The 22,649-nt window shown below is 75.5% G+C and carries 20 protein-coding genes; 6 read left to right on the top strand and 14 right to left on the bottom strand.

The window, feature by feature from the left end; all coding sequences use genetic code 11:
- Positions 1-8: 8 nt before the first annotated feature.
- The 11 genes from ACIA79_RS11035 to ACIA79_RS11085 form a co-directional block, all read right to left on the bottom strand.
- Positions 9-968 carry a UDP-glucuronic acid decarboxylase family protein gene (locus ACIA79_RS11035; protein ID WP_399427892.1) on the bottom strand — a complete coding sequence of 320 codons (960 nt, stop codon included), beginning with the start codon at positions 966-968 and terminating at the stop codon, positions 9-11.
- Positions 969-1,128: 160 nt separating this feature from the next.
- Positions 1,129-2,223, bottom strand: coding sequence for a glutamate--cysteine ligase (locus ACIA79_RS11040; protein WP_399427893.1), 1,095 nt, complete (start codon positions 2,221-2,223; stop codon positions 1,129-1,131).
- A gap of 22 nt (positions 2,224-2,245) precedes the next feature.
- Positions 2,246-3,142, bottom strand: a complete 897-nt coding sequence (locus tag ACIA79_RS11045) for a glycosyltransferase family 2 protein (RefSeq protein ID WP_399427894.1) — start codon at positions 3,140-3,142, stop codon at positions 2,246-2,248.
- On the bottom strand, positions 3,139-4,005 hold the full coding sequence (locus ACIA79_RS11050; RefSeq protein ID WP_399427895.1) for a glycosyltransferase family 2 protein: 867 nt from the start codon (positions 4,003-4,005) through the stop codon (positions 3,139-3,141). Before ACIA79_RS11050 ends, ACIA79_RS11045 begins: the two co-directional genes overlap by 4 nt.
- Positions 4,002-4,955, bottom strand: a complete 954-nt coding sequence (locus ACIA79_RS11055) for a glycosyltransferase family 9 protein (protein ID WP_399427896.1) — start codon at positions 4,953-4,955, stop codon at positions 4,002-4,004. The genes ACIA79_RS11050 and ACIA79_RS11055 overlap by 4 nt, the downstream gene beginning before the upstream one ends.
- 256 nt (positions 4,956-5,211) lie before the next feature.
- The gene (locus tag ACIA79_RS11060) at positions 5,212-6,222 is read right to left on the bottom strand and encodes a glycosyltransferase family 9 protein (protein ID WP_399427897.1); all 1,011 of its coding nucleotides are present in this window, start codon (positions 6,220-6,222) and stop codon (positions 5,212-5,214) included.
- On the bottom strand, positions 6,219-6,875 hold the full coding sequence (locus tag ACIA79_RS11065) for a D-glycero-alpha-D-manno-heptose-1,7-bisphosphate 7-phosphatase (protein ID WP_399427898.1): 657 nt from the start codon (positions 6,873-6,875) through the stop codon (positions 6,219-6,221). Before ACIA79_RS11065 ends, ACIA79_RS11060 begins: the two co-directional genes overlap by 4 nt.
- Complete coding sequence (locus ACIA79_RS11070; protein WP_399427899.1) at positions 6,872-7,873, bottom strand: glycosyltransferase; 1,002 nt, start codon at positions 7,871-7,873, stop codon at positions 6,872-6,874. Before ACIA79_RS11070 ends, ACIA79_RS11065 begins: the two co-directional genes overlap by 4 nt.
- A gap of 100 nt (positions 7,874-7,973) precedes the next feature.
- Positions 7,974-10,004: a S9 family peptidase gene (locus ACIA79_RS11075; RefSeq protein WP_399427900.1), complete on the bottom strand. Its 2,031-nt coding sequence runs from the start codon at positions 10,002-10,004 to the stop codon at positions 7,974-7,976.
- Positions 9,977-11,761: an N-acetylglutaminylglutamine amidotransferase gene (locus ACIA79_RS11080; RefSeq protein WP_399427901.1), complete on the bottom strand. Its 1,785-nt coding sequence runs from the start codon at positions 11,759-11,761 to the stop codon at positions 9,977-9,979. The genes ACIA79_RS11075 and ACIA79_RS11080 overlap by 28 nt, the downstream gene beginning before the upstream one ends.
- A gap of 104 nt (positions 11,762-11,865) precedes the next feature.
- Positions 11,866-13,197 (bottom strand): MFS transporter, encoded by a 1,332-nt coding sequence (locus tag ACIA79_RS11085; RefSeq protein WP_399427902.1) that lies wholly within the window; start codon positions 13,195-13,197, stop codon positions 11,866-11,868.
- Positions 13,198-13,470: 273 nt separating this feature from the next.
- On the opposite strand from ACIA79_RS11085, the gene ACIA79_RS11090 reads away from it, so the two are divergent.
- The 3 genes from ACIA79_RS11090 (at position 13,471) to ACIA79_RS11100 (ending at position 16,049) form a co-directional block, all read left to right on the top strand.
- Positions 13,471-13,959: a flavin reductase family protein gene (locus tag ACIA79_RS11090; RefSeq protein WP_399427903.1), complete on the top strand. Its 489-nt coding sequence runs from the start codon at positions 13,471-13,473 to the stop codon at positions 13,957-13,959.
- Positions 13,960-14,226: 267 nt separating this feature from the next.
- Positions 14,227-15,378 carry a sensor histidine kinase gene (locus ACIA79_RS11095; RefSeq protein WP_399427904.1) on the top strand — a complete coding sequence of 384 codons (1,152 nt, stop codon included), beginning with the start codon at positions 14,227-14,229 and terminating at the stop codon, positions 15,376-15,378.
- Entirely contained in the window at positions 15,375-16,049 is a 675-nt protein-coding gene (locus ACIA79_RS11100) for a response regulator (protein ID WP_399427905.1), read from the top strand. The genes ACIA79_RS11095 and ACIA79_RS11100 overlap by 4 nt, the downstream gene beginning before the upstream one ends.
- A 124-nt stretch (positions 16,050-16,173) precedes the next feature.
- Here the strand turns inward: ACIA79_RS11100 and ACIA79_RS11105 are convergent, their stop codons facing one another.
- From ACIA79_RS11105 to ACIA79_RS11115, 3 genes are all read right to left on the bottom strand, one after another.
- The gene (locus tag ACIA79_RS11105; protein ID WP_399427906.1) at positions 16,174-16,344 is read right to left on the bottom strand and encodes a hypothetical protein; all 171 of its coding nucleotides are present in this window, start codon (positions 16,342-16,344) and stop codon (positions 16,174-16,176) included.
- A complete protein-coding gene (locus ACIA79_RS11110) occupies positions 16,337-17,578 on the bottom strand; it encodes an MFS transporter (RefSeq protein ID WP_399427907.1) in 1,242 nt (413 codons plus the stop codon). Before ACIA79_RS11110 ends, ACIA79_RS11105 begins: the two co-directional genes overlap by 8 nt.
- A 408-nt stretch (positions 17,579-17,986) precedes the next feature.
- Positions 17,987-18,769, bottom strand: coding sequence for a DeoR/GlpR family DNA-binding transcription regulator (locus ACIA79_RS11115; RefSeq protein WP_399427908.1), 783 nt, complete (start codon positions 18,767-18,769; stop codon positions 17,987-17,989).
- Between the two features lie 264 nt (positions 18,770-19,033).
- Here ACIA79_RS11115 and ACIA79_RS11120 point away from each other — a divergent pair, with 264 nt between their 5' ends.
- The 3 genes from ACIA79_RS11120 to ACIA79_RS11130 are packed head-to-tail and all read left to right on the top strand — an operon-like array spanning position 19,034 to position 22,645.
- Positions 19,034-20,557: an FGGY family carbohydrate kinase gene (locus ACIA79_RS11120; RefSeq protein WP_399427909.1), complete on the top strand. Its 1,524-nt coding sequence runs from the start codon at positions 19,034-19,036 to the stop codon at positions 20,555-20,557.
- On the top strand, positions 20,550-22,034 hold the full coding sequence (locus ACIA79_RS11125) for an FGGY-family carbohydrate kinase (RefSeq protein WP_399427910.1): 1,485 nt from the start codon (positions 20,550-20,552) through the stop codon (positions 22,032-22,034). Before ACIA79_RS11120 ends, ACIA79_RS11125 begins: the two co-directional genes overlap by 8 nt.
- Positions 22,031-22,645 carry a histidine phosphatase family protein gene (locus tag ACIA79_RS11130; RefSeq protein WP_399427911.1) on the top strand — a complete coding sequence of 205 codons (615 nt, stop codon included), beginning with the start codon at positions 22,031-22,033 and terminating at the stop codon, positions 22,643-22,645. The genes ACIA79_RS11125 and ACIA79_RS11130 overlap by 4 nt, the downstream gene beginning before the upstream one ends.
- The last annotated feature ends 4 nt before the right edge of the window (positions 22,646-22,649 follow it).

Genomic DNA, 22,649 nt, shown 5'->3' on the forward strand with positions numbered 1-22,649 from the left:
GGCGGCCGTCAGGAGCCGTGGGCGCGGAACCAGTCGATGGTGCGCCGCAGCCCTTCCTCGGCGCCCACGCGCGGCTCCCACTGCAGCTTGTCGCGGGCGAGCGTGATGTCCGGGCAGCGCACGGCCGGGTCGTCCGTCGGGCGCTCGATGAACCGGATCTCGGACGGCGAACCGGTCAGCTCGATGACCAGCCGGGCCAGTTCCAGCATGGTGATCTCGGTCGGGTTGCCGATGTTCACCGGGCCGCGCAGCCCGTGCGCCGCGGCGGCGAGGATGCCGCGGACGGTGTCGTCGACGTAGCACAGCGACCGGGTCTGGTTGCCGTCACCGGTCACGGTGAGCGGCTCGCCGGCCAGGGCCTGGCGCACGAAGGTGGGGACGGCCCGGCCGTCGTGGCCGCGCATCCGCGGGCCGTAGGTGTTGAACAGCCGCACGATGCCGGTGTCCGTGCCGTGCGCCTCGGCCTGGGCGGTGGTGAGCGCCTCCGAGAACCGCTTGGCCTCGTCGTACACGCTGCGCGGCCCGACCGGGTTCACGTTGCCCCAGTACCGCTCGTTCTGCGGGTGCTGCTGCGGGTCGCCGTACACCTCGGAGGTGGAGGCGAAGACGAAGCGGGCGCCGGAGCGGTGCGCGAGGGCCAGCGCGTGCCGGGTGCCGAGGCTGCCGGCCTCCAGCGTGTGCAGCGGCAGCCGCAGGTAGTCGGCGGGCGAGGCGGGGGAGGCGAAGTGCAGCACCAGGTCGGGCTCGCGCTCGACGGTGAACGGCTCGGAGACGTTCGCCTCCACCACGGTGAAGCCGGGGCGGCCGTGCAGCCCGGATATGTTCTCCGGCCGGCCGGTGCTGAAGTCGTCGACGCACGTGACGGCCGCGCCCGCGTCCAGCAGCGCGGTGCACAGGTGCGATCCGACGAAGCCGGCGCCGCCGGTGACGACGGCGTGTTCCCAGCTGCGTGAGAAAGCGGTGTTCATCGCATCTCCTCCGTACGTGTACGAACCGTCGACGACGGACCGGTCCCCTGCGCCCTGCGACCAGACTCGGCCGAATGGGGTCGCGCGGCGCGGTGGTATGGGCCGTACGAGTGGTTCACGGAGGGTGAGATCAGGCTCCGCACGCCTGTGACCAGCGGATTCAGGGAGCGACGGTCTCCGTGACGAGGAGGTCCGTCAGGGCCGGCAGACCGCCCTCGGCGAGGACGCGGCGCTGCCGGTCGGCCGGGGTGCCCTCCTGGAGGAGCCGGTGGACGAGCGAGGTCACCTCACGGCTGTCGCCGGTCTCGTCCAGGGCAGGTGTCAGGGCGTCGAGCAGCCGGGCGAGCACGTCGCCCGCTCTGCGGGAGACTCCTTCGGGGTCCACCAGCAGACCGCTCAGGCCGTGCCGGGCCGCGTGCCAGTTGGCCGCCTGGAGGAGCTCGGGCGGGCACCGCGGCACGGGCGCGCCCTCCTTCTCCTCCCGGATGGCCGTGGCGATCATGGCGCGGATGATCCCGGCGAACATCACCGCCGAGTCGGCGCGCAGCTGCACGTCCGCGCAGCGCACCTCGATCGTCGGGTAACGGTCGGAGAGCCGGGCCTGCCAGTACAGCTGACCGGTGTCGGTGATGACCCCCGAGTCCAGCAGGGTACGGATCCGCGCTTCGTGGTCCTCGGGATCCGCGAACTGCGGCGGCGGCCCGCTCACCGCCCACCGGCCGAAGATCACCGTGCGCCAGCTCGCGAACCCCGTGTCGTTGCCGTCCCACAGGGGCGAGTTGGCCGACATGGCCACCAGCACCGGCAGCCACACCCGGACCCGGTTCATCACGGCGACGCCCATCGCCCGGTCGGGCACCGCCGCGTGCACGTGCATGCCGTTGACCAGCTGCTCGGCGACGAGCTGCGGCGCCTGGGAGCGCATGGCGAGGTAGCGGGCCTTCTCGGTCACCGGGACGGGCACCGCCTCGCGGAACGGCGCGGTGCCGCAGGCGGCGATCCGGCAGCCGTTCTTCTCCGCCGCGGTGCCCACCGCGTGGCGCAGCCGCAGCAGGTGCCCGCCGACCTCCTCCAAGTCCGTGCAGACCGGGGTGGCGACCTCCACCTGGGCCTGCAGCAGCTCCGACTGGACCTCCTGGTCGTCCAGGATCGGTTCGAGACCGGCGGCCGCCCGTACCCGTTCCGCGAGCGGTACGGGCAGACAGGTGACCGGGTCGACCAGCAGGTACTCTTCTTCGACCCCGATGGTGATCATGCCGTGCCGGGTACCCGTGCCCTCAGCCGACATAACGCCGCGCCGTCGAGTTGCGCTGCGCCTGCGTCAGTGCCCCCAGCCGTTCCTCCACGTCGGGCGGCACCACCCGCCGCTCCCGCAGGACCCACGGCAGCCCCGCGACGGCCTGGCCGAAGGCCCGCAGCGACGCCGTGTCGTGCGGCACGGTCCGGGCCAGGTCCAGCGTCCTGCGCAGCGCGGGCCCGACGGGGCGGCGCAGCCAGCAGAACCACAGCGTGTTGCGCAGTCCGTGCACCCGCCGCAGCGTCGCGTCCCGCGCCGGCGACGGCGCGTGGTGCGCGGTCAGCTCCCGCACGTACGCCAGCCACCAGCCGCGCGTCGCCAGGTCGGTGGCGAGCAGTTCCTCCTCGCCGCCCAGCCACAGCCGTGCGCTGAAGCCGCCCGCGTCGAGGAACGCGTCCCTGCGGATCACCGTGGCCGCGGCGAGGAACGACCCCAGCGCCGGGCCGGGCAGCCAGTCCGGCCCCTGGACGGGGGAGTCGCGCAGCTCGGCCACGATGGGGTCCTCCGCGCCGCCCGGCTCCACCACGATCCGCGCCGTGACCGCCACCAGCCGCTCGTGCCGGTCCAGCAGGTCCGCGGAGCGCTCCAGGGACCCCGGCTCCCACCACGAGTCGTCGTCGCAGAAGGCGATGTACGGGGTGCGCGCCCGGCGCACCGCGAGGTTGCGGCCCACGGCGCCGAGGTTGCGGCCCGGGGTGAGCAGGGTGACCTTCGGGTGGCGGCTGCGGACCGCGTCGGCGGTGCCGTCCGTGGAGGCGTTGTCGGTGACGATCACGGGCGGGCGCTCCGGCAGCCGGGCCAGCTCCCCGAGGGTCCGCAGGAGCTCCTCGCGCCGGTTGTGGGTGATGACGACGACGGTGGTGCGGGGATCGGTCACGCCACTGCTCCTTCGAGTTCGAGGCGGCGGGCCGCGGCCTCCACGGACGCGGGCAGCGGCCTGCGTGCCCGCAGCGCCGCCGGCAGCCGCTCCAGCAGCTCGCGCAGCGCCGCCCGCGCCTCCGGGTCGCGGCGCGCCTCGGCGGCCAGGGCGCCGGTGTGCCGCAGCGCGACGGACAGCGGGCGGCGCAGCCACGCGGTCAGCACGGCGTTGCGGCGCTGCCGCGCCGGCCGCCCGGACCGCACCCCGCCCGTCGGGCGGTGCACCGCGACCACGTCGGGGACGTGGCACACGCCCCAGCCGCGCGCCGCCAGGTCGTACGCCAGGCAGGTCTCCTCGCCGCCGAAGAACAGCACCGGGTGGTAGCCGCCCGCCTCCAGGTAGGCGTCGCGCCGCGCGACCGCCGCGCAGGCGAGGAAGCCGAGCACCTGCGGCCCCGGCAGGCCGGGCGCCGGGCCGAGCGGCGAGCGTGCCAGCAGGCCGTTCAGGGGGTCCGGCACGCCGTCCGCGCCCACGCTGATCCGGGCGGCGATCAGCCCGAGCCGCTCGTGCCGGTCCAGCAGGTCCGCGGCGCGCTCCAGGGACCCCGGCTCCCACCACGAGTCGTCGTCGCTGAACGCCACGTACGGCGTGCGGGCGCGGCGCACCCCCAGGGTGCGGCCCACGGCGCCGAGGTTGCGGCCCGGGGTGAGCAGGGTGAACTGCGGGTGTCGGCTGCGGACGGCGTCGGCGGTGCCGTCCGCCGACGCGTTGTCCACCACGATCACCGGGGGCCGCTCGGGCAGCTCCGCCAGCCGGTCCAGAGTGCGCAGCACCTGGTCACGCCGGTCACGGGTGATCACGACGACGCTGATGCGGCTCACGGGCGGAGTACCTCCGGGTGGTCGGACAGGGCTGCGAGGACGTCGGCCGGCCGGATGCGCAGCAGCCGGGGGTCCGGCTCCCGCCCGTGCGGATCCCCGGGCGGTCCGGGAGACCACAGGGCCACGTGCCGCGTGCCCTCGGGCGGTCCCCACCACCGGGGAGGCACCGGGCCGAAGAGGGTCACGGAGGGGGTGCCGTACGCCACGGCCAGATGGGCGATGCCGGTGTCGCCGCTTACCACGGCGGCGGCGCCCGCGACGAGCGCGGCGAGCAGCGCGTACGGCAGTCCGCCGGCGTGCACGTCGAGCCGCGGGTGCCGCGCCGCGCCCGCGATCCGCCCCAGCAGGGCGTTCTCGCCGGGGCCGCCGGTCAGGGCCACCCGGTGGCCGCGGTCCAGCAGTGCGCGGACGACCGCCGCGTACCGGTCGGCGGGCCAGCGGCGGGCGGGGGAGTCGGCGCCCGGGTGGACGACGACCGCGCCCGGCGCGGGGGAGGGGGCCGCGGGCGGCGGCAGCCGCAGGTCGCCCGGGTCGGCCGGGATGCCGTACCACTCCAGCAGGCGGCACCAGCGGGCCCGCTCGTGCTCGTCCGCCGTCCACGCGGGGCCGGCGATCTCGGGCGTCCCGGGGTGGGCGAACGCCAGCAGCCGCCCCGGCCGCATCCGCTGCAGCAGCCGGTGGCTGGACGGTCCCTTGCCGTGCAGGTCGACGGCCACCTCCGGCGGCGGCCCGGTCCAGTCGAGGCGGACCGGTACGGCCCTGCCGGGCGCCGACGCGGGCAGCAGCCGGTCGACCGCTCCCGACGCGGCGGCGGGCCCGGCCAGCTCCGCGGGCGCGGCGAGGACCGTCTCGTGCTCCGGGAACGCGCGGCGCAGCGCCCGCAGCGCGGGCACGCCCGCCAGCAGATCGCCGAGCCCGAGCGCGCGCAGCACGAGCACCCGGGGCTTCACGGGGCGGCCCCCGGCCGGGTCGGCGCAGTCCCGTCCGCCGCCCGTCGACACCCGGTACGCACGCTCACCGCGTCGCCGCCGCCCGCCCACGGCCCCCGTTCGCCCTGCGGCCCCGGTTCGCCCTGCGGGCGGTGGCGGAGGGTTCCGCCGTGCGGCGGCACGCACCGGGCGCCGCCGGCCGCGCCCCGCGGGCGGACGACGGTCCTGCGCCAACACGCCGCGGGGCGGTGACTCCCGAGCCCCGCGCCACCTGGCGTCACGCGTCCGCCTCCAGCAGCTTCTCCACGGCGGCGACCACGTCCTCGGCCGTCACCCCGTTCAGGCACGGATGCCCGGGTACGGGGCACTCCCGCGCCCTGCTGTCCGCGCACGGCGCCCGCTGGTCGCCCAGCAGGACGTGCGGCACGCCGTACGGGCCCCAGCGCTCCGCGGGCACCACCGGCGAGAAGAGCGAGACGACCGGCGTACCGACGGCGGCCGCCAGGTGTGCCGGCCCGGTGTTGCCGGTGACCACCGCGCCCGCCGCCGCCAGCACCGCCGCGAGCTGCGGCGGCTGCGTCCGGCCGCCCAGGTTCACCCCGTGCCGGCCCGCCACCGTCCCGGTCAGCTCCCGCTCCCCGGCGCCGCCGGTGACGACCACCCGGTGCCCCGCGGCCGCCAGCAGCCGCACCGTATGGGCGCACCGGGCGGGGCTCCACCGGCGGGCGGCGACGCTCGCGCCCGGGTGCACGACCACGTACGGCCCCGACCCGGTCAGGTCCGGCGCGCCGCCCGCCGCGTACCGGACCCGCAGCCGGCCGTCGTCGCCCGGCGGCCGGGGGAAGCCCGCCGCCTCCGCCAGGTCCAGCGCCGCCTCGGCCTCATGGGCGTGGGGGGCGCGCCGGTGCCGTACGTCCAGCAGGGAGCCGGGGAAGTCGACACTGTCGGCCGCGAGGCGCCGCACCCCCGCCATGCGCAGCAGCAGCGCGGCCGGCAGCGGGCTCTGGTGGAACGACGTCAGGATCAGCGCGGTGTCCGCGCGGGCCGCGGCGATCCGGTTCACCACGCGGTCGATGTCCGGGCGGACCACCGGCGGCGGGTCGAAGCCGACCCACGGCGCCTCCCACACCAGCACCTCGTCCACGCCCGGGAGCATCCGCGCGGCCGGCGCGCCCCGCGGACCGCACAGCATCGCCACCCGCTCGGCCCGGTGCGCGACCGCCCGCACCGCGGGCCCGGCCAGTACGACGTCACCGAAGCTGTCCAGCCGGACGACCAGCGCTCTCATGACCGCCTCCTCACACCGCCGGGGCCGGTCGCGCCACCGGCGCCGGCGGGTCTGCGGCCCGGGCCCCGCCTGCCCTCCAGGTGGTCCCCGCGTCCGGGCGCACCGCCCGGCCGGCCGTCCAGCACGAGCCGTACCGCGCTGAGCAGGTCGGGGCACACGCAGGGCGCGGCCGCCACCTCCCCGGGCAGCGTCCGCGCCGTCGGCACCAGCACCCCCGCGGCGCCCGCGGCCCGCGCCGCGCCCATGTCCGCGCCGATGTCGCCGATCACCACGCACGCACCGGGCGGTACGCCCAGCCGCCGGGCCGCTTCGAGCACCAGGCCGGGCGCCGGCTTGCGGCAGCCGCAGCCGTCCTCCGGCACGTGCGGGCAGTGCACCCAGGTGTCCAGCGGGCCGAGCAGCGCGTCGATGCGCGCGTTGACCTTCCGTACGGCGGTCTCGGTCAGCAGCCCGCGGCCGATGCCCGACTGGTTGGACACCACCCCGGCCGGAATCCCGTGCGCCCGCAGCAGCCGCAGGGCCTCCCGCGCCCCCGGCATCGGCCGTACCCGCTCCGGATCGCCGTTGTACGGGACGTCCACCACCAGCGTGTCGTCCCGGTCGAAGAGCACGGCCGCCGGCCGGACCGGCGGCGCCGACACCGGGCGGTTCACAGCGTGCCGTCCCAGCTCCCGGCCCCCCGGTGGCGCAGCTCGCCGCCCAGCCGGTGCCAGGTCGCGACCGCGGGGACGATCGCGCTGGTCACGGTCATCGTGAGGATCTCGTCCAGGGTGCGCGGCCCCGGGGCGATGCGCGCCCGCGCGAACTCCGCGGTCCCCAGCACCCAGCCCGCTCCGGCCAGCGCCGCCGCCCCGCGGCGCCCGGCCGCCGCGAGGACCAGCGCGCCGAGCCCCGCCGCGGTGACCGCCGCGTGCCGGCGGATGCGCCCGCGGGGCGCCGAGGCCCGTTCCCACCAGTCCCGCCCGTGCAGCCGGGCCATGAGCGCGTCGTCGGCGTTGCCCTTCTGGACCCGTACGGACACCCACCGGTCGGCGGGGCGCACCGGGTGTTCCGTGCGCCGCTCGCCGCGCCGGATCAGCCAGCCCGCGTCGATGATCCGCAGCGCCAGGTCCGCGTCCTCGCGGAAGGCGCGCGGGAACCGCTCGTCGAAGCCGCCGACGGCCTTCAGCACCTCGGTCCGGTACGCCATGTCGGCGGTCGCCCACTGCGCGTCGCGCAGGCCCGCGGTGTTGCGCTCCCAGTCGGTGGGGCGGCGGTCGGCGGGCAGCGGCACCTCCAGGACGCCCTGGACGCCGCCGGTGTCGGGGGAGGCCTCCGCGAGGTCGCGGGCGAGCTGCTCGCGCCAGTACGCGCTCACCCGGACGTCGTCGTCGAGCAGGACCGTCCAGGGCTCGTCCACCACCCGTACCCCGGTGTTGCGCGCGGCGGCGGGGCCGCGTCCGCCGCTGCGCAGCACGAGTGTGCGGTCGGCGAGCGGCCCCAGCGTGCCGACCGGCAGCTCCGGGCCCGGCGGGCCGGGCCGGTCGTCGACGAGCACGATCCGGCTCGGCTCGGGACCCTCGCTGGCGGCCAGCGCGGCGAGGCAGGTGGCGAGGCAGGGCCGGCCGACGGTGGGGACGACCACGGCGTACGAGGCGAGCGGGGGGATCATGCGTCGGCCTCCAGTTCCGGGAGATGGGCTCCGCAACGATGTGCGGAATGTCCACCGTTCCTCACTTTAAGCACACATGCCCGGGTCCGCAGGGCTCACCTCAGCCGCTCAGGTACCGCTCCATCCAGTCCGCGGCCGTGCGCCGGAACAGCCGCCGGCTGTCCGCCCTGCGGAACTGGTGGCCCTCGTCCCGCAGCACCATCAGCTCCGCGGTCAGCCCCCGCTCCCGCGCGGCCCGCACGAACTGCTCGGACTCGCCCGGGGGCACGTTGGTGTCGTGCTCCCCGTGCACCGCGAGCACCGGCACGCGCAGGGCGTCGATGCGGCTCATCGGGGACAGCGCCCGCAGCAGCTCCCGGTCGCGCTCGGGGTGCCCGTACTTGTACGCGGCCGACTCCGCGAGCCACGGCTCCGTCCCGGCGAAGAACGTCGCGAAGTCGGACATGCCGCACACCGCGACGCCGGTACGGAACAGCTCCGGGTGCCACACCAGCGACGCCAGCGTCAGATAGCCGCCGTACGACCAGCCCATCACGGCCAGCCGGCGCGGGTCGGCGCGCCCCGACAGCACCGCGTGCGCCGCGCAGGCCGCGACGTCCTCGATCGCGTCGAACCGGCCCGTACCGAGGTCCGCGTCCACGAACGAGCGGCCGTAGCCCGAAGAGCCGCGCACGTCCGGCGCGAAGACGTCGAGGCCGCGGCCCAGCAGCTCGTGGTACAGCGGCTCGAACGCCGGCCGCTCCTGCTCCTCGGGACCGCCGTGCAGGTGGAGCACGCACGGCGCCGGCTCCCCGGCGCCCCGCCCGGGCGCCCGGTAGTACCAGCCGCCCAGCTCCAGCCCGTCCCGGGCGATCACCCGCTCCGGCACCGGGCGCACGGGCGGCCGCCCCGGCGGGACGGCGTCCTCGTCCCGCGACGACCACGGCGTGCGCACCGGCGGGCCGCCCGCGGCGGACCACCACACACCGGGCCGCCGCTGCGAGCCGGCGAGCGCCAGCACCATCCCCGCGGGCCCGCCGCGGGTGATCCGGGTGACCACCTCGTGCGGCAGCCCCAGGGGCCGGGGTTCCCCGCCCGCCTCCAGGTCCAGTGCCTCCAGTTCGCTCGCGCCGCGCACGTTCCACGCCAGCGCCGCCGTGCGGCCGTCCGCCGTGAACGCCAGCAGTTCCAGGTCGCAGTCCGGCCGCTCGGCGAGGACCGAGAGGTCCTTCTGCTCGCCGCCCGCGTCCAGGGCGACCGCGAGCAGCGCGGCGAACTCGCGCTCGTGGTCGCTGCGCAGCCACACCGTGCGCCCGTCGGCCGAGAACCGCCCGATCCAGGGGTCGGCGTCGGCCACCCGCAGCACACAGCCCGGCCGCAGGTCGTCCGTGCGCAGCACCACCGCCTCGCGCCGGCCGCGCGGCCCCCGGCGCAGCAGCGCGAGCCGCCCGTCGGCGCTGAGGTCGCACACCCGCAGCGTGGCCGCCCCCGTCTCGGTGGCCAGCAGCACCGGCGAGCCCGGCGCGTCGGGGTCGACCAGGTACGCCGACAGCCGGTCCCGGGTGCCGCCCCGGTGCCCCACGTCGCCGAGCCCGGCGCCGCCCAGCAGGGTGGCGTGCCCGTCCCGCTCCGCCCAGCCGTCGGGCAGGCCGGCCAGCCCGGGATCCGGGTCGCGGTACGAGGACGGCGGCTCGGCGACGGTGACCGCCACGGCGGAGCCGTCCCGCGCCCAGCAGCCGAGGTAGGCCGAGCTGCCGGCGTCGGCGCCCGCGAGGACCCGGCGGCCGCTGCCGTCCGGGCGCACGCACAGCACCCTGCTGTGCTCACCGCCGCCCGGGTTGACGGTGTAGGCGATCCAGCGGCCGTCCGGCGACCAGGCCACCTCCGTCACGGGCTCCGGGTCCGCGTCCAGCAGGTGCACCTCCGCGCCCCCGGCCGCGGGCCCCGTCCACAGCTGCGGCACGCCGCCGCGGTCGCAGATGAACGCCACCTGCTCCCCGGTCGGGTCCGCCGACGGGTACCAGCACCCGTGGGAAACGAGCGGCTGGGGCGTGTCCAGCGGCCCCGCCGCGCCGACGAGCGCGACGGGGACGGGGCCCGCGGCGGCCGAGGCCGCGTCGATGGTCAGCTGATGCCGTGCGTCTGCAGCCATAGCTCCAGCAGTGCCACTTGCCACAGGGTGTTCGCCCCCCGGTTCGTACGGTGGCCGTCGGGGTCGGAGAGCAGCTCGGCCACGTACTCCTCCCGGAAGATGCCGCGGGCCCGGGCCTCCGGCGCCGTCAGCGCCTGGCGGACCCGCTCGAACACCGGACCCGCCATGTGCATGATGGCCGGCACCGGGAAGTACCCCTTCGTCCGGTCCACCACCTCCACCGGCAGGAGCTTGCGCCCCACGTCCTTGAGGACGCCCTTGCCGCCCTGGGCCAGCTTCAGCTCCGGCGGGCAGGCCGCCGCGAGCTCGACCAGCTCGTGGTCGAGGAACGGCACCCGCGCCTCCAGGCCCCAGTCCATCGTCATGTTGTCGAGCCGCTTGACCGGGTCGTCGACCATCATCACGTGCGTGTCCAGCCGCAGCGCCGCGTCCAGCGCGGTCTCGGCGCCGGCCGCGGCCATGTGCTCGTGCACGAAGCGGCGCGAGACGTCCTGGGCGGGCAGCACGTCGGGGTGGAGCATCCGCGCCAGGTCGGCGTGGGAGCGGTCGAAGTACACGTCGGCGTACGTCTCGGGCTCCTGCTCCCGCGGGACGGCGGCCATGGCCGGGTACCAGCGGTAGCCGGCGAACACCTCGTCGGCGCCCTGCCCGCACTGGACGACGCTGACCTCCTTGGAGACCTGCTCGGACAGCAGGTGGAAGGCGACCGCGTCATGGCTGATCTGCGGCTCGCTCATGGCCGCGACCGCCGCGTCCAGCGCCGTCGACACCCGGTCGGACGGCACCATCAGCTGGTGGTGCTCGGTGGCGAAGCGCCGCGCGACGAGGTCGGAGTACACGAACTCGTCGCCCTCCTCGCCGCCCTCCGTCTCGAAGCCGACGCTGAACGTCGCCAGGTCCCGCTGCCCCTGCTCGGCGAGCAGCGCCACGATCAGCGACGAGTCGAGGCCGCCGGAGAGCAGCACGCCCACGGGTACGTCGGCGACCATCCGGCGCCGCACCGCCGTCCGCAGGGCGTCCAGCACGGCGTCGCGCCAGTCGGCGGCGTCCATGCCCGCGTGCTCGGGCCGGCGGGTGTACGACGGCTGCCAGTAGCAGTGGTCGCGGTACGTGCCGTCGGGCTCCAGCACCCGCACCGTGGCCGGGGGCAGCTTGCGCACCCCGGCGAGCACCGTGCGGGGCGTCGCCACCGTCGCGGACCAGCTCAGGTACTGGTGCAGCGCGACCGGATCGAGCGAGGTGTCGATGCCGCCGCCGGCGAGCAGGGCGGGCAGCGTGGAGGCGAACCGCAGGTATCCGGCCCCGTGGGCCAGGTAGAGCGGCTTGATGCCCAGCCGGTCGCGGGCCAGCACCACCCGGCCCGTGTCGTTCTCGACGATGACGAGGACGAACATCCCGATGAAGTGGTCGACGCACCGGGTGCCCCACTGCCGGTAGGCCTTGAGCACCACCTCGGTGTCCGAGGTGGAGAAGAACCGGTGCCCGAGGCCCCGCAGCTCCTCCCGCAGCTCCTGGTAGTTGTAGATGCACCCGTTGAACACGCCGGTCAGCCGGGCCTCGCTGTCGGTCATCGGCTGGGCGCCGAGCTCCGACAGGTCGATGATCTTCAACCGGCGGTGACCGAGGGCGACGGGCCCCTGGGACCATATCCCGTGCCCGTCGGGCCCGCGGGCCGCCAGTCTGTCGGTCATGCGTTCCACGGCCGCGAGGTCCGGCCGCCGGTCGTCGAAGCGGATCTCACCGCTCAGACCGCACATGCGGCACCCCCCTTCCGGCCCGCCGCGCCCGGTATACCGGCCGTATCCGGCGCCTCGGCCCCCTCCTCGACCGTTGTGGATGTGGATGTGCTGTATGTCACGACTTACTCCTTCACGACGGTGATCCCCGGGTTCCCCGTTGATCGCGGAGTAAGCCCGCGCCCCGCGGCGACGCCCCCGGCCCGCGCGGCCGCGGACCGCACGACCGGCCCCATGACCAGGCCCGATACCAGGAACAGCCCGCCCAGCACCAGCCAGCCGGCGGCTCCCCAGCCGATCACCAGCGTCGTCAGCACCGCCGGGCCGAGCATCCGGGCCACCGGGACGCCCGTGCCGAAGAAGCCCTGGTACAGACCCTGCCGCCCGTCCGGCGCGAGCTCGAACGAGATCTGCCACGCGCCGGCGGACTGCCGCATCTCGCCCCACACCTGGAACACCGCACCCCCCAGCAGTGCCGCCGTCGCCGCCCACACCGGAACGCCCCCGCCCCCCGACAGCGCGAACACGGCACACGAGACGAGCATCAGCGCGCCCCCGGACCGCACCGCCCGCACCGCGCTCGGCAGCCCCGTCACCCCGGCCGCCGTACGGACCTGGAAGAGCATCACCGCACCCGTGTTCAGCACCAGCAGCGCCGACACCGTCCAGCCCGGCGCCGTCGTGCGCTCCACGACCCACATCGGGACGGCGAGGCTGATCAGCGGCATCCGCAGCAGCATGACCGCGTTCAGCACGGTCACCAGCGCGTACGGGCGGTCCCGCAGCACCGCGAGCCGCCGCCCGCCTCCCGGCCCGTTCCCTGTCCCGCTCCCGGCTCCGGCACCGCCTGCCGCCGAGCCGCCGGCCGCCACCACCACGGGAAGCCGCCCCAGCAGCGCCGCGCACCCCGCGAAGGCCACGGCGTCGACGGCGAGGACCGAGAGGTACGCGGCGGCCGTGCCCAGGTGCAGCGCCACCGCGCCGATCCCGGCGCCCACCGCGATCCCCGCGTTGCCCGCCGCCTGCAGCCGCGCCAGCACACCGGTGCGCTCCCCGGGCGGGACCAGCCCGGCCAGCAGCGACTGGCGGGCCGCCGCGAGCCCGCACTGCGCGGTCGCGTACGCACACGCCACCACGAGGAACGCCCCGTACGACCGGACGAACAGCAGCCCGCCGACCGAGGCGGCGGTCGCCGCCGCCAGCAGCACGGCCGCCCCGCGCGGCCCGCGCCGGTCCGCCAGGTGCCCGAGGGGCACGCCCGCGAGCGCACCGACCGCCCAGGCGAGCGTCAGCCCGAGCCCGATCCGGCCCGCCGACAGCCCAACGACGCGCGAGAAGTACAGCGCCGAGCAGACGTAATAGGCCCCGTCGCCCACCGAGTTGACCCACTGCGCGAGCGCGAGCCCCCGTCCCGGACCGGTGGCCGGGAAGAGCACGGACAACAGCCGACGCGACATGGGACTCCTCGGAAGGGGGCGGGAATTCCCCTCAACCTAGGGCTCCGGGCGGCCCGGTTCCCGGGCCAATCGCCACCGCTGCGACTGGGCCACTTCACGCCCGCGCGGTGCGGGCGATCGGCCCCCCGCGGGGCCGCGCTGATCCTGCCCGGCTGGCGTCGTCCGGCACCGCGCCGCGCCGCGTCGTCGTCGGTCGCCGCTGCGCCGTGCCATGAGCGGCACCGGACACTTGCCACCGATCCGCTGCTCGACGACAGGGCCTAGGCTCGTCCCGTGGCGAATCTCGACGTGATGCACGACCTGATCGACTACCCGATGTACATCGTGACGGCCGCGGCGGACGGCGACCGCGCGGGCTGCCTGGTGGGCTTCGCCTCACCGTGCTCCATCCGCCCGCCCCGGTTCGCCGTATGGCTGTCCACCGCCAACCGCACCTTCCGGGTGGCCTCCCGCGCCACCCACCTCGCGGTCCATCTGGTCTCCCGCGACACCCTCGCCCTGGCCGAGCTGTTCGGCGGCGAGACGGGCGACGAGACCGACAAGTTCCAGCAGGTCGCCTGGGAGCCGCGGACCGGCGGCGCACCCGTGCTCCGGGACGCCGCGGCCTGGTTCGTCGGCCGCGTGCACCGCCAGGCCGACGGGGGAGACCACGTGCTCTTCCTGCTCGAACCGGTCGAGGAATCCCCGCCCGCGCCGGAGCCGCACCCCCGCATCGTCATGTTCCACGACGTCGCGCGGCTGGACCCGGGCCATCCGGCCTGACGGCCCCCGCTCCGCCGGCCGCACGTGGCGGTGCCCCGCCCCCCTGTGGAGGACGGGGCACGCCATCGGCCCCCGCCGGTGCTCCCCCCGGCCCGACGGGTCCCCCGAGGTGCCGGCCACGACCTTACGGCCGCCCGTGCGGCCCGCCATCCCGCCCCGGGTTGAACTCCCCGCCCACCGCACGCGGTAGCCGGGGCGGCGCCCGCAACCAGCGCGGTAGGCCGAACGGCTGACGTAGCGCCGTCCGCCGCGCGTTACGCTGCCGCGATGCCGATCCGCCCCCCTGTCGCCGACGTACTGGTCGCCGTGGCGCCGACCAGCGTGGCCGTGCTCCTCGCGCAGGAGGCCGCACGCCAGGGCTGGCCCCCGCTCGACCTGGTCGGCTACCTGCTCGTGGCGCTGGTCAACCTGCCGGTCGTCCTCCGCAGCCGGGCGCCCGTCACCGTCTGCCTCGTCGTCCTCGCGCTGTGGACCGTGTACGTCACCGCCGGCTACTGGCCCGTCGTGAACTCCTTCGCCCCCATGCTGGCCGTGTACACCGTCGCGTCCCTGCGCCCCCTCCGTACCGCCCTCACCTGCGCGGCGCTGATGAGCACCGTGTGGATATACGCGGGTGTCATCACCGACGGCTCCCACATGCCGTCCGTCGTCGGCCAGGCCGTCGGCTTCTCCGCGGTACTGCTCCGCAACGGACACGTGGCCCGGCGCTCCGCCGAACTCGCCCGCCGGCTGCGGGAGGAGCAGGAGGAGCGGGCCCGCCGCGAGGTCGCGGAGGAACGCGGCCGCATCGCGCGTGAGCTCCACGACGTGGTGGCCCACCACATGTCGGTGATCTCCGTGCAGGTGGGGCTCGCCCGCTTCGTCTTCGACTCAGACCCCGGCACGGCCCGCGCCGCGCTGGGCACGATCGCCGACACCAGCACGGAGGCGCTGGAGGAGCTGCGACGGGTGCTGAAGGTGCTGCGCACCGACGGGGACGGCGGCCCCGTCGCCCCGATGCCCGGGCTCGCCCGGCTGGCCGAGATGGCGGAGCGGGTCCGCGCCGGGGGAGTCCCCGTCGACCTGCGGGTCGAGGGCACGCCGCGCCCCCTCCCGCCCGGCGTCGACCTGTGCGCGTACCGGGTCGTGCAGGAGGCCCTGACGAACGTCCTGAAACACGCGCCGGGGGCGAACGCCCGGGTGGAAGTGCGCTACAAGGAGCGCCACGTGGAGGTGGCGGTCACCGATGACGGCAAGGGGGTGATTCAGGACAGAGTGCGGACCGGCAGCGGCCACGGGTTGATCGGCATGAGGGAGCGGGCCAAGCTGTACGGCGGGACGATCACCGTCGGCCCGCGGAGCGAGGGGGGATTCGCCGTCGGGCTGACCCTGCCGACCTCCTCCCACACCGCCCGGCGGAAGGACGCCACGACGGAATGACCAGGGTGCTCGTCGTCGACGACCAGTTCCTCATCCGGGCGGGGCTGGTGGGGCTGTTGCGCGCGGCGCCCGGGGTCGAGGTCGTCGGCGAGGCCGCCGACGGCGAGGAGGCCGTGGCCCTCGTGGAGCGGACCCGCCCCGACGTGGTGCTGATGGACATCCGCATGCCCGGCATGGGCGGCATCGAGGCCACCGAGCGGATCCTCGCCGGGGCGCGGGACCCCGCGCCCCGGATCCTCGTCCTGACCACCTTCGACCTCGACGAGTACGTGTACGGGGCACTGCGGGCGGGCGCCTCGGGCTTCCTGCTGAAGGACTCGGGCCCCGAGCGGCTGCTCGCGGCCGTCGCGGCGGTCGGCGGCGGCGACGCGCTGTTCGCGCCCAGCGTCACCCGGAGGCTGGTGGAGGCGTACGCGCGGCAGGCCGCGGTCACGCCCGCCGAGGCACACCCCGACCTCGCGGCCCTGACCGGCCGTGAGACCGAGGTGCTGCGGCTCACCGCCCGCGGGCTGAGCAACGCCGAGATCGCGGGGGAGCTGTTCATCAGCGAGGCGACCGTCAAGACCCACCTGAACCGCGCCATGGGCAAACTCGGCCTGGACAGCCGGGCGCAGGCGGTCGTCGTGGCATACGAATCGGGCCTGGTCACCCCGGGCTCGGGCCACACCTGAGGCCCCGGGCCCGGCCTCGGCCCCCTGGCCCGGCCTCGGCCCCCCGGCCCCGCCTCGGCCCCCCGGCCCCGCCCGGCGCACGCCGGCGGGCGGGCACGCCGCCCCCGGCCTGCCCGCCCGCCGCCTACTCCTCGCCCTTGCCCTCGCCTTCCGGCTCCTCCGTCTCGGCGGCGCGCTCGCCCTCCGCCTGCGACGGGGTCGTACGGGCCACGTCCGGGTGCTGGTCGTTGCCCGGTTCCGGCTCCCGCTCGCCTTCCGCCTGGGAAGGCGTCGAGTAGCTGTACGGATCACTCATGGCTGGACCTCCGGGAATCGTTCCGCGCCCGCGCCCGCGCTGCCGGGGCGGGATCCGACGGGTACCCGGGAGCCGCCGGTGCTACCGCCTCCGGCAGCCGGAGGAACAGGGTCATGGCGGCGCTCGCCAGGTACAGCGCGGCGAAGATCCACATCACGCCCTCCACGCCGAGCGGCCCGAGGAACAGTCCCACCAGCGCCGGACCGAGGAAGGTGCTGGCCCCGGCGCCGAGGTTCAGCGCCGACATCGCCTGTCCCTTGTGCGCCGGGTCCAGGGACGGCATCAGGGCGGACAGCGGCACGTACCCGGCCAGGGTCGCGCCGAACAGGCTCACCAGCACCATGGCGAGCGCGTAGTGGTCGCCCGCCGACACCGTCCCGTAGTACAGCAGCAGGGTGGTCACCGCGCAGCCGACTCCGCCGCACCAGGCCACGGTGCGCTGCCAGCCGATGCGGTCCCCGACCACCCCGAAGATCAGGTTGAAGAAGATGTTGGTGGCGAACATCGCCGACAGCAGCTGGAGCCACTCGCTGAGCGTGAAGCCCAGGGTGTCGGTGAAGTACACCGGCAGGAAGACCAGGAAGCCGAACTGCGGGGCCGTGTTGATCGCGCGCACCACCGCGCCCGTGCCGATCCGCGGGTTGCGCCAGACGATGGCGAGCGAGCCGAGCAGGGTGGCGACCGGGCGCTCCCCGGCGGGCGCGAGCCTGATCCGGCCGGTGGGTTCGCGGACGAGCAGCAGCGCGATCAGCCCGCCGGCGAGGACCAGTCCGAGCGAGAACCACAGCGTGCGGTACGCGCCGATCCACGGCACCGCGAAACTGGCGACGAGCGAGCCCAGCGTGGGCAGTCCGCCGGTGAAGGCGAACCAGAACCAGCCCACCGCCGAGCCGAGTCTCCGCTGCGGCGTCACCGCCGTCACCCACACCAGGAAGCCGTAGGCGAAGAGCGGGTAGCCGAAGCCGCGCAGCCCGTAGCTCACCAGCAGCAGCGTGAAGTCGGCGGCGGGGACCGCGAAGACCAGGAACACCACCTGGAACGCCGCCCAGATGCCGAGGCCGAGCATCATCACCCGCCGCGGCCCCCACAGGTCCGACAGCGCGCCGGAGAACCAGGCCGCGATGCTCGCGGTCACGCCGTAGACGCCGAACAGCAGCGCGACCCGTTCCCTGGACATCCCCTCGTCCAGGAGGTACGGCGACAGGTATCCGGATTCGACACCGTCGCCGATCATGAAAATGAGAAGACCGAGGTATCCCCACGCGAGGGACGCGGGAATGCCGATCCTGTCCAGCCAATTCCCTGGGGGCTTTTCCTCGGCCGAGGACGACGGATCCATGACGACGGCCACGCGAACCACCTTTTTCTGCGGAGCGGCGGGAGTGGGGGGTGCCTGAGGCGTCACGATGAAACGGCCGTGCGGCAGGGCGGTCAATGAGCGCGCGGAATACCTCGCCGGCGTCGGCGGGCCCGGCGTGACATCGATCAGCACCGTGTCGGTACGGGGTCGTCTCCGGACGTGTCCGCGCAGCTCAGCGCGGTACCGACGGCATGCTGCCGGGCCACCGCCCGTGTGATGTCCGTGTGATGTTCACGTGAGGTCCCGGGACGCCCGCGGGGCGTCCCACGACGTGCGCACCCGTCAGGCGGAGGAGTCGACCGTCCGCACGTCGACGCCTATCTCCCGCAGCCGCCGCACCTCGCCCGCCGGTGCCGCCTGGTCCACGAGCACCAGGTCGAAGTCGGTCAGCGGTGCCAGCGCGTACAGCCCCTGGTTGGCGAACTTGGTGTGGTCGACCAGCAGCACCTTGCGTCCGGCCGACGCCATCATCGCCCGCTTGACCTGCACGGTCTCCGGTGACATGTGGTAGCAGCGCCCGCCGGTCACGGCCGTGGTCGACATGAACAGCACATCGGCCCGGAAGGACTCCACCGTCTGCGCCGCGTGCAGCCCCATGAAGGCGTCGTACGCCGGGAAGTACGTCCCGCCCAGCGCGATCAGCGACACGCCCGGCTCCCGCGCCAGCGCCGAGATGGCCGGCAGCGAGTTGGTGATCACCGTCAGCGGTGTGCGGTCGGCCATCTGCTGCGCCAGGCTCAGACAGGTCGTCGAGTCGTCCAGCATCACGATCTGCCCGGGCGCCAGCAGCCCGGCGGCCGCCCGCGCCAACCGGTGCTTGGTCCGCGCCATCGTCGTCATGCGCTCGCCGACACTGCCGTGGAACTGCGTCGACGGCAGACAGCTCGCCCCGCCCCGCACCTTGCGCAGCCAGCCCTGCGACTGCAGCGCGTCCAGATCGCGGTGCACGGTCATCACGCTCACGCCGAACTCCTCCGCCAGGTCCGCGGTGCGGACGAACCCCTTGGCGGTCACCAGATCGCGCAGCCGGCGCCGGCGCTCCTCCTGGGCGTCCGGACGGGTCATGGCGGCCGGCTCCTTTCCGGTTCACTCCGCCGCGCGGGGTGGACAGGCGCGCGACACGAGCGGGAACGTGTGGGACGAAGAGGTGCGAACCTCACGTGAACTTAACACGACGGGGGCGCGCCGCCGCCGGTACCGCCGGTGCCCGGCCGCCATCTCACACCACCGTCACGTCCGGTCACGGGATGTTTCCGTGACCGATTGACGCCCCGTCCGGCTCCACGTTTCCCTGGCGTCCGCAAGTGCGAAGGGGCAGGTATTCCACTCATGGCGGTTCTCACCATCGACGTCGGTACGTCGGTCATCAAAGCGGTCGTGTTCGACGGCCAGGGACAGGAAATCGCGCTTTCCCGCATCGGCACCGAAGTGCTGCGGCCCCGCCCCGGGTGGGCCGAGCAGGACATGGACGCGGTGTGGGACGGGGTGGTCTCCGCCGTGCGCGGTGCCCTGTCCCGGCTCGGCCCCGGCCACGACCCCGTGCGGCTGGTCTCGTTCACGGCCCAGGGCGACGGCTGCTGGCTGGTCGACGGCGACGGGCGCCCCACCGGCCCCGCCGTCCTGTGGTCCGACGGACGGGCCGGCGACCTCCTCACCCGCTGGGCCGCCGACGGCGTCCTGGACGAGGCGTACCGCCGCAACGGCTCCCTCACCTGCAGCGGCATGCCCAACGCGGTCATCAGCTGGCTCGCCGCGCACGACCCGGGCCGCCTCCGGCGCTCGGACACGGCCCTGACGGCGGCCGGCTGGCTGTTCCTCAAGCTCACCGGCGTGAGCGCGATCGACGAGTCCGACGCGTCGGCCCCCTTCCTGGACCACTCCACCGGCGCCTACGACCCGGCGATCGTGGAGCTGTTCGGGCTCGGCCCGTACGAACGGCTCCTGCCCCGGGTGCTCGGCGAGCACGAGCGCGTCGCCGAGCTCACCGCCCGCACCGCCGGCGACCTCGGCCTGTCCGCCGGCCTGCCCGTCGTCATGGCCCCCTACGACATCGCCGCCACCGCCCGCGGCGCCGGCGCCGTCGACCCCGGCCAGGCGTGCGCCATCCTCGGCACCACCCTGTGCACGGAGATCGTCTCCCGGACGGTGGACGCCACCGGCGAGCCCTGCGGCATCAACATCGCCTACGGCGGCCGCGAACGCATCCTGCGCGCCTTCCCCACCCTCTCCGGCACGGAGGTCCTCGACTGGGCCTCCCGCACCCTCGCCGTCGACGGACCCGCCGCCCTCGGCGCACTCGCCTTCGGTACGGAACCGGGCGCCGGCGGGCTGGCGTTCCTGCCGTACCTCTCACCCGCGGGGGAGCGCGCCCCGTTCCTCGACCCGCGGGCCCGTGGAACCTTCTGGGGCCTCTCCCTCGACCACACGCCCGCGCACCTCGCCCGGGCGGTCTTCGAAGGCCTGTCCCTCGTGGTCCGCGACTGCCTGCGGGCGTCCGGGACGGACGTGCACGAACTGCGCCTGTGCGGCGGCGGCTCGGCCAGCGACGCCTGGTGCCGCCTCATCGCCGACGCCACCGGCGTGCCCACGGCCCGCAGCGCCGACACCGAACTCGGCGCCAAGGGCGCGTTCCTCACCGGGCTGGTGCTCACCGGAGCCGAGAGCAGCATGCGGGACGCGGCCGCGAAATACGTCCGGATGCGCTCCCGCTGGGAGCCGGACCCCCGGCGCGCCGCGCTCTACGACGAGCTGCACGAGGCGTTCCTGACCTGGCGCGGCGCCGCCCGCGCCGCCGGCTGGAAGCCCGCCCTCACCCCCGGTCCCGACGCCGTACGGAAGGCACCGCATGCCTGACGCACCGACCGCCGACGCCGTCCACGTCGGCCTCGACCTCGGCACCCAGAGCGCCCGCGCGGTCGCCGTCGACGGCACCGGCCGGCTGCTCGGCGCCGCGTCCCGCCCGCTGGCCGGCCGGCGGGACGGGCCGCGCCACGAGCAGGACCCCGAGCAGTGGTGGGCGGCCCTCGCCGGCGCCTGCCGGGAGGCCCTCACCGGCATCGACCCGGTCCGCGTCCGGGGCGTGGCCGTCGACGCCACCTCCGGCACCGTCGTCCTCGCCGACCGGCACGGCACACCGTTGACCCCCGGCCTGATGTACGACGACGGGCGCGCCCGCGCGTACACCTCCCGCGTCAACGCCGCGGGCGCGACGGTCTGGCAGGAGCTCGGCTACCGCACCATGCAGCCGTCCTGGGCGCTGCCCAAGCTCCTGTGGCTGCTCGACAACACCGACTTCCCCGGCGCCCGGCTCCTGCACCAGGCCGACCTCGTCACCTGGCGACTGGCCGGACACCAGGTGGCGGCCGACGCCAGCCATGCCCTCAAGACCGGCTACCACCTCGTCGACGAGCGCTGGCCCGACGAGGAGCTCGCCGCGCTCGGCGTCCCGGCCGGGCTGCTGCCCGACGTCGTACGGCCCGGCACCGTCATCGGCACGGTCTGCGCCGACGCCGCCGCCACCACCTCCCTGCCCGTCGGCACGCCCCTGGTCGCCGGCATGACCGACGGCTGCGCGGCGCAGATCGGCGCCGGGGCCCTCACACCCGGCGCCTGGAACTCCGTCCTCGGCACCACGCTGGTCTTCAAGGGCGCGAGCCCCCATCTCGTCCGCGACCCCGGAGGAGTGGTCTACTGCCACCGCGGCCCCGGCGGCACCTGGCTGCCCGGCGGGGCCTCCAGCAGCGGCGCCGGAGTCATCGCCCGCCGCTTCCCCGGCGCCGACCTGGACGCCCTCACCGTGCGGGCCGCCGCCACCGCATCCACCGCGGTCGCCTACCCGCTCACCGGGGCCGGCGGCGAACGCTTCCCGTTCCGCGCCCCCGACGCGGTCCCCTTCGTCCTCGGCGAGGCATCCGGCGACGCCGAGGAGTTCCACGCCTGCCTGCTCGGCGTCGCCTGCGTCGAACGCCTCTGCTTCGACTACCTCGACCACATCGGCGCCCCCGTCGACGGCCCGCTCACCCTCACCGGCGGCGGCGCCCGCAACCGCTACTGGTCGCAGCTGCGCGCCGACGTCCTGGGCCGTACGGTCGCACTCCCCGAACACGCCGAGAGCGCCACCGGCATGGCGGTGCTCGCCGCGACCGCCTCCGGCGCCACGCTGGAACAGGCGGCGGCCGCCATGGTGCGCGTCCGCGAGGAGCTGCACCCGGATCCGTCCGCCACGGCCCGGCTCACGCCCGCCTACCTGGACTTCGCCGACGAACTGACCCGACGCGGCTGGCTCGACCCGGCCGTCGCGGCGCACGCCCGCAGAAAGGCCGAGCAGTGACCGACTTCGTCCTCGTCCGCCACGGCGAGACCGCCTGGCATGCGGAGAACCGCTACGCGGGGCGCACCGACGTACCGCTCACCGAGCTCGGCCACCAGCAGGCCGCCACGCTCGGCGCCTGGGCCGCCGGGCAGCGGCTCGACGCCGTCCTGTGCTCCCCGCTGTCCCGCGCCCGGCTCACCGCCGCACCCGCCGCCACCGCCCTCGGCCTCACCCCGCGCGTCGACGAGCGGCTGTACGAGGTCGACTTCGGACGCGGCGACGGGCTGACCCGCGCGGAGATGGCAGAGGAGTTCCCCGACGAGCTCGACGCCTTCCTCACCGACCCGGTCGCCCACCACCTGCCCGGCGGCGAGGACCCCACGGAGGCGGCGGCCCGCGCGATCGCCTGCCTGGAGGAGGTCGTGAGCGAGCTGCCCGACGGCCGCGTCCTCGTCGTCGCCCACTCCACCCTCGTACGCCTCGTGCTCTGCGCGCTCCTCGGCATCCCCCTCGCCCGCTACCGCGAGGTCTTCCCCGCCCTGGAGAACGGCGCCCTGACCGAACTGCGGCTGCTGCCCGGCGGACGGGCGTCGCTGCTGAGGCTCAACGCCCCCGCCACCACCGACTGACTGG

It is taken from the genome of Streptomyces sp. NPDC051310 (assembly GCF_044455245.1).
Classification (GTDB): domain Bacteria; phylum Actinomycetota; class Actinomycetes; order Streptomycetales; family Streptomycetaceae; genus Streptomyces.